This window comes from Sphingomonas sp. (genome assembly GCF_040398505.1).
GTDB lineage: Bacteria > Pseudomonadota > Alphaproteobacteria > Sphingomonadales > Sphingomonadaceae > Sphingomonas.
The window spans coordinates 1-13,510 of record NZ_JBBATX010000074.1 but is presented as its reverse complement, the minus strand read 5'-3'; the positions used below and the strand labels follow the sequence as shown (position 1 = coordinate 13,510).

General features: G+C 63.7%; 9 protein-coding genes and 1 tRNA gene. 6 read left to right on the top strand and 4 right to left on the bottom strand.

Features of this window, described 5'->3' with window-relative positions; all coding sequences use genetic code 11:
• Positions 1-533: hypothetical protein (locus ABWP09_RS10125; protein ID WP_353205020.1), on the top strand; the 533-nt coding region annotated here is incomplete at its 5' end.
• 38 nt (positions 534-571) lie between these two features.
• Positions 572-1,012, top strand: coding sequence for a MarR family transcriptional regulator (locus tag ABWP09_RS10120; RefSeq protein WP_353205019.1), 441 nt, complete (start codon positions 572-574; stop codon positions 1,010-1,012).
• A gap of 89 nt (positions 1,013-1,101) precedes the next feature.
• On the opposite strand, the gene lepA is transcribed toward ABWP09_RS10120, so the two are convergent.
• The gene (lepA, locus tag ABWP09_RS10115; RefSeq protein WP_353205018.1) at positions 1,102-2,964 is read right to left on the bottom strand and encodes a translation elongation factor 4; all 1,863 of its coding nucleotides are present in this window, start codon (positions 2,962-2,964) and stop codon (positions 1,102-1,104) included.
• A gap of 116 nt (positions 2,965-3,080) precedes the next feature.
• On the opposite strand from lepA, the gene ABWP09_RS10110 reads away from it, so the two are divergent.
• Together ABWP09_RS10110 and ABWP09_RS10105 are read left to right on the top strand one after the other, a co-directional pair.
• Complete coding sequence (locus tag ABWP09_RS10110; RefSeq protein ID WP_502959786.1) at positions 3,081-4,049, top strand: CsgG/HfaB family protein; 969 nt, start codon at positions 3,081-3,083, stop codon at positions 4,047-4,049.
• 75 nt (positions 4,050-4,124) lie between these two features.
• Entirely contained in the window at positions 4,125-4,658 is a 534-nt protein-coding gene (locus ABWP09_RS10105; RefSeq protein WP_353205017.1) for a peroxiredoxin, read from the top strand.
• A 6-nt stretch (positions 4,659-4,664) separates the two neighbouring features.
• Here the strand turns inward: ABWP09_RS10105 and ABWP09_RS10100 are convergent, their stop codons facing one another.
• The 3 genes from ABWP09_RS10100 to ABWP09_RS10090 form a co-directional block, all read right to left on the bottom strand.
• Complete coding sequence (locus ABWP09_RS10100) at positions 4,665-5,183, bottom strand: AAA family ATPase (RefSeq protein ID WP_353205016.1); 519 nt, start codon at positions 5,181-5,183, stop codon at positions 4,665-4,667.
• Positions 5,180-5,749 carry a nicotinamide riboside transporter PnuC gene (gene pnuC / locus ABWP09_RS10095; protein ID WP_353205015.1) on the bottom strand — a complete coding sequence of 190 codons (570 nt, stop codon included), beginning with the start codon at positions 5,747-5,749 and terminating at the stop codon, positions 5,180-5,182. The genes ABWP09_RS10100 and pnuC overlap by 4 nt, the downstream gene beginning before the upstream one ends.
• A 125-nt stretch (positions 5,750-5,874) precedes the next feature.
• A complete protein-coding gene (locus tag ABWP09_RS10090) occupies positions 5,875-9,348 on the bottom strand; it encodes an autotransporter domain-containing protein (RefSeq protein ID WP_353205014.1) in 3,474 nt (1,157 codons plus the stop codon).
• Positions 9,349-9,649: 301 nt separating this feature from the next.
• Here ABWP09_RS10090 and ABWP09_RS10085 point away from each other — a divergent pair.
• A tRNA-Pro gene (locus tag ABWP09_RS10085) sits at positions 9,650-9,726 on the top strand.
• 140 nt (positions 9,727-9,866) lie between these two features.
• On the top strand, positions 9,867-13,247 hold the full coding sequence (locus ABWP09_RS10080; RefSeq protein WP_353205013.1) for a polysaccharide deacetylase family protein: 3,381 nt from the start codon (positions 9,867-9,869) through the stop codon (positions 13,245-13,247).
• Positions 13,248-13,510 lie beyond the last annotated feature (263 nt).

The window sequence follows — 13,510 nt, the reverse complement described above, 5'->3', positions numbered from 1 at the left end:
GGAGCAAACCCGGCTCGATCTCAATGTCCGTGTCGACAATTACGGAGATGCTGCGCCGAAGCCGCCGCTTCCCTTCACCGAAGGCAATCAGCCGTTGCGCATCGTCGCATAGGTCTCGGGCGGCGACGATCATGACCTTGGGTTTGCTGCTATTCTGCGCAATGCAGGCGGTGGTCGCGTTTTACGCGATCTGGAAAGGGGGAAGCCCCGAACGCCGTGCGGCAATGATGCAGGTCGTCGCCTTCCTCGCGACAATGGCGAGCTATAGTATTTCGGACTATCGATTTCTGAAGTTGGAAAGCGGGGCGTTCGCGATCGATGCGGCGCTGCTTGTCGCGCTGTATTGGCTCGCGCTCAAATCGAACCGAGTGTGGCCGATGGTGATGACGGCGCTCCAGCTTTCCACGATCTTCGTTCACGTAGCGCGCGCGGCCGACGGAGGAATGTCGGCCTGGGCCTACGCTTTCCTGCTCAAAATATGGGGATACGCGATGGTACTCCTTCTCGGCGTGGCGGTCTTACGCCACTGCTAGCGACTGCAAAAATCCGGTGTTGATGAGGCATGGTCCGAATGAGTGCGCCCTGTGCGAAGAAGCCCGCGCTCGGCTCAGTGATTCGAGATATGCACCAGGCGCTGGCTCAGCTTAAGCCACGCCTCAACACTCCTTTCAAAGGGATCTTGCCCGCCCAGGCGGTGCGAGCAAGAGAACTGTATTTGGCGCGACGACGGCGGCACGAGTTCCTTCCGGAAGTCGCCGATCTCTTTCACGAACCGGTTTGGGACATGTTGTTGGACCTTTTTGTCGCAGGCCAGAAAGGCGACTACATCTCTGTGCCCAGCGCTTGTATCGGGTCCGCCGTTCCTTCCACGACCGCGCTTCGTACCCTGGGGGTGCTAAAGGAGCGGGAGGTTATCGTCATCGAGCCCGACCCGTTCGATAGGCGGCGACGTTTCGTAAAACTGTCCCCAGCGGTTCAGCAGCAAATGGCAGATTATCTGGCGGAGATTTGACCGAATTCGATGCGGCGGCAACGCCGCTTCGTCCGGCGGTGCCATAGCACCGCCAGACGGGCCGGCACAGATCCGAGGCTAAGCGGCGCTCAGCCCTCATCCCCCATCCTGAGCGCCGCAATAAACGCCTCCTGCGGGATCGACACCGACCCATATTCGCGCATCTTGAGCTTGCCCTTCTTTTGCTTGTCGAGCAGCTTGCGCTTGCGGCTGGCGTCGCCGCCATAGCATTTCGCGGTCACATCCTTGCGCATCGCGCTGATCGTCTCGCGCGCGATCACCTTGCCGCCGATCGCGGCCTGGATCGGGATCTTGAACAAATGGCGCGGGATCAGCTCTTTCAACCGCTCGACCATGCCGCGCCCGCGCGTCTCGGCAGTGCCGCGATGGACGATCATGCTGAGCGCGTCGACCGGCTCCTCGTTGACGAGGATGCTCATCTTGACGAGATCGCCCTCGCGATTGCCGATCTGGGTATAGTCGAAGCTGGCATAGCCCTTCGACAGCGATTTCAGCCGGTCGTAGAAATCGAACACGACTTCGTTGAGCGGCAGTTCATAGGTCGCCTGCGCGCGCCCGCCGACATAGGTCAGGTTCTTCTGGATCCCGCGGCGATCCTGGCACAGCTTGAGGATACTGCCGAGATATTCGTCGGGGACGTAGATCACGGCCTCGATCCACGGTTCGCTGATCGTCGCGATCTTATTGGGTTCGGGCATGTCGGCGGGATTGTGCAGCTCGAAATGCGTCGTGCCCGCCGGGTCGGGATGGGTGAGTTCGATTTCGTACACGACCGAGGGCGCGGTGGTGATCAGGTCGAGATCATATTCGCGCGTCAGCCGCTCCTGGATGATTTCGAGGTGGAGCAGCCCGAGGAACCCGCAGCGGAAGCCGAAGCCCAATGCCGCCGATGTTTCCATCTCGAAGCTGAACGACGCGTCGTTGAGCCGAAGCTTGCTGATGCTCTCACGCAGTTTCTCGAAATCGGCGGCATCGACCGGGAACAGCCCGCAAAACACCACCGGCTGGACTTCCTTGAAGCCTGGCAGCGCCTCGGCGGCAGGGCGCTTGGCATCGGTGATCGTGTCGCCGACGCGGGTTTGCGCGACTTCCTTAATCTGCGCGGTAATGAAGCCGATCTCGCCGGGGCCAAGGTCGGTCAGTTGCTCGATCTTGGGGCGGAAGCAGCCGACGCGGTCGACCAGATGGACGGTGCCCGCGGACATGAACTTGATCTGCTGGCCCTTTTTCAGCACCCCCGCCATCACGCGGACGAGGATGACGACGCCGAGATACGGGTCGTACCAGCTGTCGACCAGCATCGCCTTGAGCGGTGCTTCGGCATCGCCCTGCGGCGGCGGGATGCGCGTGACGATCGCTTCGAGCACTTCGGCAATGCCGATCCCGGCCTTGGCGCTGGTCAGCACCGCCTGGCTCGCATCGAGCCCGATCACTTCCTCGATCTCGGCCTTGACCTTTTCCGGGTCGGCGGAGGGGAGGTCGATCTTGTTGATGACCGGCACGATCTCGTGATTATGCTCGATCGATTGATAGACATTGGCGAGCGTCTGCGCCTCGACGCCCTGCGCCGCGTCGACGACGAGCAGCGCGCCTTCGCACGCGGCGAGACTACGACTGACTTCATAGGCGAAGTCGACGTGGCCCGGCGTGTCCATCAGGTTCAGGGCATATTCGATCCCGTCCTTCGCGGTATAGCGCAGCCGCACCGTTTGCGCCTTGATCGTGATCCCGCGCTCCTTCTCAATGTCCATGTTATCAAGGACTTGTTCGGACATCTCCCGGTCGGTGAGTCCTCCCGTCGCCTGGATCAGGCGATCGGCAAGCGTCGATTTGCCATGGTCGATATGAGCGATAATGCTGAAATTGCGGATGTTCTGAAGAGGGGTCACGTATTCGCCCGGGTTCGTGCTGAAGAGGATGAGCGTCGCCATAGCATCGCCGGCCCGCGCGCACAAAGCCCGCCGGCATCGACGCAATGGTCCTATTCGCGCGTCTGAGAATCGCGTAATCTGCGAGAACATCGATTCACGGGCGGGGGGCAGTGACAGTGACAAAGTTACGGTTTGGGGCAACGACGGCAATCGTTTTCGCACTCGTATCGACGCAAGCCCAGGCGCAGCGGCTCGCCAAGCCCTCGGGCACGCAGAAGCTGCAGGAAGCGACGATGAACGACGTGCCGCGCTGCGCGACCAAGCATGGCACGATCTCGATCGTCGATGGCGACGATCCGAGTGGATGGACGCAATATAGCCTCGCACCGCCACAGAAGCTGCTCAAGGTGCTGGTCCAGCGTTCGGGGTGCTTCAACATCGTCGATCGCGGCAGCGGGTTGCAAGCGGCGCAGCGCGAGCGCGACATCGGTGCCGATCTCGGCCTTCAACGCCGGTCCAATGTCGGCCAGGGTCAGATCAAGGCGGCCGACTATGTGCTGCAAGCCGAAGTGCAGGGTGCCAACAGCAATGCCAGCGGCAGCGGCGTCGCGGCGGGCATTGGCGGCATCATCGGCGGGCCGTTCGGCGGGATTGTCGGCGGCATCCGCAGCCGGAAGATGGAAGCCAATGTCGTCCTGTCGATCACCAACGTTCGCACGACCGAGACGCTGGCGACCGAGGATGGCTATGCCGCCAAGAACAGCCTGAGCTTTGGCGGCGGCGGTGGCGTGTTCGCCGGCCTTGCCGGCGGTGGCGCAATCGGCGGCGGCTATGACAATACCGATATCGGGCGGATCGTGACGCTGGCGTTCATCCAGGCCTATGCCAAGCTGGTCAACGATCTCGGCTATGTGAATGCCGGCGATACCGGTACCGCCGAAGCGGCACCGTCCAAGTCTTTCACGACACAGGGCCCAGTCGCAATGCGCAGCACCGCCAGCCCGGCGGGCCGGGTGTTGCGCACGCTCCCGCCGGGCGCGATCGTCTATGTGACGGGCAACAAGAACGGCCTGTGGTGGGAAGTCGCCGATGAAAACGACAATGTCGGCTGGGTGCTCAACACCAAACTTGCGCCGTCGCGCTGATCGGGGCGGCAATCGCTCTGGCGGTGGCGCGATCGGCGGGGTAGCGTGGCGCAAACGCTATCAGGAGATGTTGCCATGAAATGCACCGCCGCACTTGCCGCCTTTACCCTTGCGCTGGTGGCAGCCGCCCCCGCGAATGCTTCGCTAAAAGTAGGGGACAAGGCGCCCGGCTTCACCACCGAGGCAGCATTGGGCGGCACGACCTTTACCTTCACGCTCGCCACCGCGCTCAAGAAGGGGCCGGTCGTGCTGTATTTCTTCCCCGCCGCCTTCACCTCGGGCTGCACGGTCGAGGCGCATGAATTCGCCGAGGCGAGCGCTGAATTCACCAAGAACGGCGCGTCCTTGATCGGCCTGACCGCGGGCAATGCCGAGCGGATCAAGGAGTTTTCGGTCAAGGAATGCGCGAGCAAATTCCCGGTCGGGCTGGCGACGCCAACGACGATCAGCGGCTATGACGTGACGCTGCCGCAAAAGACCGGCTGGACCAACCGCACGTCCTACGTGATCGCGAAGACCGGCAAGATCGCCTATGTCCTGTCGGATTTGAACCCGGCCGGGCATGTCAGCGGCACGATGGCGGCGGTGAAAGCCCTGAAGGGCAAATAGACCGGCCTAGCCGTCCAGCCTTATCGCCTCGATCGCTGCCAGCGCGGCGGCGAGGCGGTCGGGGCCCTTGCCGCTGACGAGCGCGTAGCGGACGCCGCGCCGGTCGAGCTCCGCGCGCGACAGATCGAAGAAGCGTCGGCGTTCGGCCGTACTGCCGAACAGTCGCGTCCCGTCGTCGATCCACGGCAAATCGATATCGAGCAGCAGATACAGGTCGGCGGTGCCGCGCCACGCATCGAACCACGGGTCGCGCGTGCCGAACAGCATGTCGGCCCACACCGCCGTCATCAGTGGATCGGTATCGAGGAACAGCGGATCGGCACCGGTCTCCAGCGCCGCGCGCGTCATGGAATCGTGCGTCTGCGCGATCTCGACCAGATCGGCCATGCTGAAGTCGGTGCCGTGCGTCTCGGCAAAGGTGCGGCCATATTCGGGGACGAAGATCGTCCCAAATTGCGCGGCAAGCTGTTCGATCAGCGTCGATTTGCCGGTGCTTTCGGGGCCATGGAGACAGATCATGGTCATGCCGCCGCCTTCCGCCGCTCGGCCGTGCGCCACTCGATCAACCCCCAGATCGCGAGGCCCAGGAAGATCGCGTAGAGCAGCATCGTCAGCCACAGGCCCTTGGCCGCATACAGCCCGACCGATCCGATATCGACCGCGATCCACAGCCACCAATTCTCGATCGCACGGCGCGACATTAAAATCTGCGCAGCGACGCTGGTGATGGCGAGCGTCGCATCGGCCCAGGGGAAAGACGCATCGGTGAACCGGTGCATGCCATAGCCCCACAATGCGGCGGCGATGGCGCACCCGATTCCCCAACGCGCGCGGTCACGGTTGCGGAGGCGAACGACCGTCACCGCCCCGGCGCGCGCGCGGTTTCGCGACCAGTTCCACCAGCCGTAAAGCTGCACGATGAAAAAGAAAATCTGCAGGATCGCATCGCTGTACAACCGCGCATCAAGGAAGATCTTGCCGTACAGTGCGACCATGATCAGCCCGAACGGATAGTTCCAGATGCTGCGCCGGACGACCAGCGTGACATTGGCGATGCCGAGCAGGAAGGCGGCGATTTCGAGACCGGTCATCGCGCAGCGTTATCGAGTGCGTCGGGAGGATTGAACCGCTAATTTCACAGGGCCCGCGATAAACGCCCGATACGGAAAAGGCCGCCCGGTCGCCCGGACGGCCCTTTCGTGCGTTCACGTGAAGATCAGAACCCGATTTTGATCGACGCGCGATAGCTCTGGTTCGACACGTCGCCACGACCGATCGTCGTGTCGGCACCGACCGCGACGCTCAGCTTGCGCGAGCCGTAGGAGAGGCCGCCGGCGACCTCGGCCCAATCCTTGTCCTGACCCGCCAGCGCGAACAGCGCGTTAGGTCCGGTGCCACCGGCGAAGTTCGCCCCGAACACAGCGGCCTTGTCGAGGAATTCGTGGACGAAATAGGCCGACAGATACGGCTTGATCTTGTTCCCGCCGCTGACCGTCAAACCGCCCAATCCCTGCACACTCTCAGCGGAGTCCCGGTCGATCCGCAGCGCGGTGCCACCGCCGGTTTCGGAGCCGCCCTCCCAGCCGATCCGACCGGCCCGGACCGCGACCCGCGGCGTGACCTTCAATCCGTGGCCGACGCCATACGCATAACCGAGACCGAACTCGCCGGTGTAGGTTACCGCGCTTTCATTGCCGCTGAGCGTGTAGTTCGTGCCGATAACAGTCGCGATCCGCCGGGTTTTGCTGGTGATTACGCCAAGGCTCGCCTGCGTGTCGAGGACGAGATGCCCGGCTATATCGAACTTGCCATAGGCGGTGCCCTGGAACAGCTCGGCGCGCGCCGTTTGCGCGAAGCTCGTCGTGCCATCGACATTTGTGTACGAGAGCGCGAGGCCGAGCGCGCCGTGGCTGCCGACTTCGCCTTCAAGACCGCCAGCGACATAATAACCGTTGAACTGGTCGCGATTGCCGAGCGGCACCGCCGTCGCCATCGGACGGCTGTCCCCGTCGACATAGCCGGCGGCAATGAAGCCGCTCACCCCTTCGGGCAGGCTGGCGGTCTTCATCGTCTCCTGGCCGGCAATGCCGTTGGTGCCACGGCCGACTTCGACGCCCGAGGATTTGAGCGCCGCGACTTGCAGCGGATTGCCGATGATCGCGAGCGAACCGTCGAGATTGCCCGGGGTGAGTGCCGTGAGGCGCTGCTCGGTGAAGCGCAGCATATTGTCGACCACGAGCGTGCCGAGCGCGCGCTTCAAGGTCTGATTGCGCGGTGCCAGACCGTCGAGCGTCCCCTGAATCGTGGCGGCGTTCTGCAAGTCGAGCGGACCGTAGATATCGAGATAGCCATTGCCGCGGTTCTGATCGAGCAACTGGGCATAAGCGCGCTGTACCGGCGAGGTGCCGACGACGTTGGCGTACAGCCCGGCATCGATCGTCGCGGTCACTGCCGTCGCGCTATAGGTCAGTCGCGGCGTCAGGATTGCGCTGAACGCCCCCGGCGTCGCGAAGGTGCCGGTAACGCCGCCCGCCGCAGTCAGGATCGTGTAGACATTGCCTGCGCGCAGCGTGGTCGGCGAGAAGCTGAACCCGATCACGCCACCGACGTTCGCGGCCCCGGTGCTGCCGGCGGTCCCGGCGGCCGCAACAATCCGGTCCGACACGCCATTTGCGCCGAGATCGACGAGATAGCGGCTACCCGACGTCAGAATCACGTTGCCGTTAAAGGTCAAGGTGCCGATCGACCCAGCATCCCCGACAATGCCCGGCGAGATCGTGCCCAGCATGTTGGTGAAGAAGGGCGTGCTGATCGTACCGACGCCATTCAGCCCGCCCGCCATCAGGAAATAGTCGCCCTGCGTGGTCAGGCGCCCATTGACCTGCATCGTGCCGCTCGTCTGCGTCACGCTGATCAGGCTGGTCAGGACGCCGGTCGTATCGATATTGAGGCGTGCGCCTGCGCCGGCAAGCGTGAAGCGGTCGATCGTTACCGTCGAATTGAGCGTAGTCGTGCCTGTTGCGCTGAGCGTCACGTCGAAATAGCGCCCGATCGCGCCGGTCGCGCGCACCGGATCGACATTGTTGGGCACGAAGTTGGTAGCGCCCGGCAAGCCGTTGGCGAGCGTCGCTGGCGGCAGTGCCTGCGCACCCTGATCGGCCTGGCTTTGCAGTTCCGGTGCGACATCGCTTCCTGTGCCGAGTGCGCCGCCCGTGGGCCGCGCCAGGGTTGTCGATGCAGCGTCGTTGGCCAGCCCGGCCGTGCCGATCGGGTTGGAATTGATCGTTTCAACCCCGGTGCCGACATTGAGGCAGTCGCTCGACGTTGTATTCTGGAAGCAGATCTGGCCGAATTTCCCGCTGGTGTCTGTGGTGGTTCCGCCGGGATTATTGGGGACGCCGTTAACCAGCTGACCGTTGGGGCCGATGATCGTGTAATTGGGGTCGACGTTCGTCACCCAACGCGTCGCATCGGTCCAGTTACCGTCGCCAGCGAGCGCGCTGACATAGCGGTATGGGTTGTTCGCCGCGATGTAATCCCAATACAGGTAAAGCGGCTGATAGAAGCTGTTCGAGCCATAGCTTTGGGATGGCTGGCCATTAAAGAAGCGGGAGAATCCGCCCGACAGTACGCCAAGGATCACCTGCCTGGAAAACGTACGGTCGAGAATCAGCGGCCCACCCGAATCGCCAGGCGCGGTACCACCTTCATTGGGTAACGCATTGTCGCGGAAGCTGTTAAAATCGAACGGGCTTGCCGCAGCGGTGCCGCGGCGTGGATCGTCAAAGTCGATCCAGTAGAGATTTTGCGGCAGTGCGCCGGTCGGCGAGCCGAAAATGAAATTTTGGAAATCGTCTAGCGACGTCAGGCCGCCGAGGAAGTTTTCCGCGACGCGCCGGCGGAAATCAATGCCGCCATTGGCGCCGGTCTCGCCGGTACCGTTATTGCCATAGCCCGCGATGTTGACGTGATAGCCAGTGCCGCTCGCCCCGATCGAGGCGGGTGCCGGGAGCGTCGAAAAGAGCAAAGCCCAGGTCGGGATGTTTGCGGCCGGGCGGTCGAGCGTGCCGAGCGCAATGTCGGCATAGAGGAAGCCGTTGCCCGGCTCGGTCGAGCGCGGATTATAGACGACCTGGTTAAGGTTGTAGAGGAACGCGGCCGGGTTCGACGCATATTGGTTTGCACCAGCAAAGATCCATTGCTGGAGCGCGCTCAAATTGTTGTTCGAAAAGCCGATGCTGACGGCGGTCCCGGTCCCGCTCGGTCCGGCGCGGCCATAGGAGGTCGCCGCCGCCGAATTGACGCAGTGCGCGGCGAACAGCACCGTGCGCGGGTTGATGAGCGAAGCGGTGCACAGGCCGATCGAGCCGCTGCCATTGCCAGTGTCTATGACAATCTGTCCCACGCCGGTGATGTTGACCGGATCGCGCGCCGTGGTCGGGGTGCCGGGATTGGCGATCTGGATGTATGGTTCGGGCGTAACAACCGCGACCTGCGCGCCGCTGCTATGCCCTTCCAAAACCGCGTTCGCGCCGTCGACCAGAGAATTGCCACCCGACGGCTGGGCCGGGATCGTCGGGCCGCTTGCTACTTGGGCCTGCGCGACGCCGCCGGTGACGAGGCCAATCCCCGCAACGCCTGCGAGCAAGAATGGGCGAAACCGCATCATCGCGGCGCTCGACTTAATCATGAAACCACACCCCTTTTTCGTGGCGCTGCCCCTGCCGCACCATCTCTTAAGAGAGGAAGCTATAAGTATGATATCCAAATCTCAAGCGGGTTTTGGGCCGATTCGATACAATCCCGGAACGTGACCTAAATTCCGCACTGTGTTGCACTCGTGCAACGGCAGTTACCGCAAAATCCGCACCGTTAATGCCTTGGGGCCAACGGGGCGCTCGACCCGATATCGGCGCGCCACATTCCGACATCGGCATTTTTGACTTGATAGCGCGGGTGCCGCCCGCTACGCGCAGCCCCCTGCAATGTGTCGGGGCGTGGCGCAGTCTGGTAGCGCACTGGTCTCGGGGTCCAGGGGTCGTAGGTTCGAATCCTATCGCCCCGACCATTGCATTTTCCCCGATCCGATTTCCTATAAAGGACGTAAGGACCGCGTAGGTGACGCAAATGTCATCTGGGCGTTGCCCTCCCGCCATGCCAAAGCGCCGATGCGAGCGCACCGTTTATGCGTTCTAGGAAATGCCACAGATGAGCCATGCCCCCGTCTTCTACGATGCTTCGGGACGGCGGCGACGGCGTTTCGCGGTCGCGGTCGCCGCGTTCGTCCTGCTGGTCGTGGTCGCGGTGGTGGCACTCGGCGTCTCGATCGGCGCGGTGCCGCGCGCGCCGTTGCTGCCGGTAGAAGCCGAGCATCCGGCACTCACCAGACTGCCACCCCCGACCGGCCCGTTGCTGAAGCGCGCGCGCCACGGCCTGAACGGCTACGTCCGGCTGCTCGGTGCCGCGCCGCGCGGTGTCGGGACCAATCAGCCGCTGGCAATCGGCTTTCACGTGCCGTGGGACGAATCCTCGGCGGCCTCGCTTCGCCGGCATATCGGTGAACTCGACTGGTTGATCCCGGGCTGGGTCTCGGTCACCGGGGCGAACCATCACATCACCGTGTTCCGCGATCCCGCCGGGCGCGCGATCATCAACAGCGCCGCGACCAGGCCGTTGATCTTGCCGATGATCCAGAATGCGATTGGCGGCGATTGGGATGCGCCCGGCATGGCGGCGTTGTTGCATGACCCGGCGCAGCGCAAGGCGTTGCTCGACCGGCTCGAACCATGGCTGGCGGCGAACGGGGCGGGGGGCGCGTTCTTCGATTTCGAGGAACTTTCCCCGCGCGGCCAAGCCGATTACCGCACCTTCCTGTCCGAGACCAAAGCGCGCTTCGCCAAGCGCAAATGGGTGATCGGGATCGCCGTGCCGGTCGGCGAAGCGGATGGCGAGAATGGCTGGAACATCGCGGCCTTTGCCAAGATCGTCGATCGCGTCTTTCTGATGGCGTATGACGAGCATGAGATCAGCGGCGATGCCGGGCCGATCGCCTCGCAAAGCTGGTTCGAGCAATCGGTCGCCCGCGCCGCGCGCGGTGTGCCCCGCGAAAAGCTCGTCGTGGCGATTGGCAGCTATGCCTATGATTGGCACGACGGCAATGGCGAGCCGCTCGCGATCGATGAAGCGTGGCAGGCCGCGCGCGAATCCGATGCCAAGCCGGCGTGGGACAAGGCCAGCGGCAATAGCAGCTTTGCCTATCAGGAGGGCACGAGCCGCCACACCGTCTGGCTGCTCGACGCGGCGTCGGCCTATAACCAGATGCGCTTCCTGCAAAATGTCGGGCTTGGCGGCGTCGCGGTATGGCGGCTGGGGGCGGAGGATCCCGGCCTGTGGTCGATCTTCGGGCGATCGCACCGCACACTCCCGGCGGCCTCGGCGATCGAGCAAACCCCGGCTGGCACCGGGGTCGATATCGAGGGCAATGGCGAGATCCTCAAGATTTCCAGCGTGCCGGTGCAAGGCGTGCGGCAAGTGCTGACCACCAAGGCCGGGGCAATTGGCGACGTGCGCTTCCCGATCCTGCCCTCGCCCTATGTCGTCGAGCGGACCGGATATAAGCCGGGCCTGGTCGCGCTGACCTTCGACGACGGGCCGGATCCCAATTGGACGCCGCGCGTGCTCGACATCCTCAAGGCCAAGAAGGTCCCCGGGACGTTTTTCATCGTCGGCGAGAATGCGCTGACGCAACGCCCGCTGCTCGAACGCATGGTCCGCGAAGGGCATGAGGTCGGCAGCCACACCTACACCCATCCCAATCTCGCCGGCGCGTCGCAGACCGAGACGACGTTCCAGCTCAACACCACGCAGCGGCTGTTCCAGGCGTTCACCGGGCGCTCGCTCCGGCTGTTCCGCGCGCCCTATTTCGGCGATGCCGAGCCGACCACGGCCGACGAAATCGACCCCGCGCTGCAAGCGCAGGATCGCGGCTACATCTCGGTCGGGCTGCACGTCGATCCGGGCGACTGGAAGCGGCCGGGCGTGCAAGCGATCATCGATGCGACGATCGCGCAGGTCACCGATCCGGTCGCATCGCACTGCACCGTCGACACCGAGACGCAGTGCAGCCGCAATATCGTTTTGCTCCACGATGCCGGTGGCGACCGCGCGCAGACGGTCGCGGCGCTGCCGGTGATCATCGATACGCTGCGGGCTAAAGGCTATACCTTCGTGCCGGTCTCGACGCTCGCGGGCATCCCGCGCGATGTCGCGATGCCGACGCTTTCGCCGAGTGACCGCGCGGCGGCCGAGACCGATCTGTTCCTGTTCAGCGCGCTCGGCTTCATCGTCGTCTCGCTCGGGTGGATCTTCTTCATCGCGATTACCGTCGGCATTGCCCGGGCGGTGATCCTGTCGTCGCTCGCGCTGATCCAGGCGCGGCGCGAGGGGCGGACGATCTTCCCCGCGATCGACCCGACGCGTTTCGTCACGGTGATGATCCCGGCGTTCAACGAAGAATTGGTGATCGAACGCGCAGTGCGCGGCGTGCTCGCCTCGACCGAGGTGCGGATCGAAGTGATCGTGATCGACGACGGGTCGGCCGACCGTACCAGCGCGGTGGTGACCGAAGCCTTTGCCGATGATCCGCGCGTGCGGCTGCTCACGCTCGAAAATGGCGGCAAGGCGCGCGCGCTCAACCAGGCGCTCGATCTGGCGACGGGCGAGATCGTTATCGCGCTCGACGCCGATACGCAGTTCGAACCAACCACGATCGCACGCCTCGCGCGGTGGTTCATCGATCCCAAAATCGGCGCAGTCGCGGGCAATGCCAAGGTTGGGAACCGCGTGAACCTGCTGACCAAATTCCAGGCGGTTGAATATATCACCGCGCAGAATCTCGAACGGCGTGCGCTCGCCCGGCTCGATGCGATGACGGTGGTGCCGGGCGCGGTCGGCGCGTGGCGGCTGTCGGCGATCCGCGAGGTGGGCGGATACCCGGTTGATACGCTGGCCGAGGATCAGGATCTGACGATCGCGATCCAGCGCGCCGGATGGAAGGTGACGTACGATCAATATGCCGTCGCCTGGACCGAATCGCCCGAGACGATCACGGGCCTCGCCAAGCAGCGCTTCCGCTGGGCGTTCGGCACGCTGCAATGTTTGTGGAAGCACGGGGGAATCATGGCCACCGGGCGGCCCGCGGGCCTCGCGCGTGTCGGGTTGCCGCAGGCGATCCTGTTCCAGATCGTGTTCGCGGCGATTTCGCCGATCATCGATCTCGCGCTGATCGTCAGCTTCGTGACGACCTATCTCGCGGTGCTGGCGCATGGCTGGGCGCAGACGCAGCACGATGTCGAGAAGATGCTGCTCTACTGGCTGGTCTTCACCGCGGTCGATCTGCTCGCCGCCACGATCGCCTTCGCGCTGGAGCGGCGTGAGAATTGGCGGCTGCTGTGGCTGCTGATCCCGCAGCGGATCGGCTATCGCCAGATCATGTATTATGTCGTGTTGAAGGCGATTGCGCAGGCGCTGCGGGGCCCGCGCGTCGGGTGGGGAAAATTGGTGCGGACCGGGCGGGTTCAGGCGGGGTAGGGGCGCGGGGTTGGGGCTGCGCGTGGCGGAAGGTTAGGGGCAAGTTAGGCGTACGCGCAGGTTTTCGTCCCTAGTTATGCCCGGTTGGCGGCTCCTTTGGTATGGGTCGAGGTCGATCCACCACCCCGTTCGCCCTGAGCCTGTCGAAGGGCACCTCTCCAAACGCGCTCGGCTCACTTGGGGTAAGCAGGGCTTCGACAGGCTCAGCCCGAACGGATCGAGGTGATCGCGCCTGAGAGAAAGAAATTCTAAATCTAAAGTCA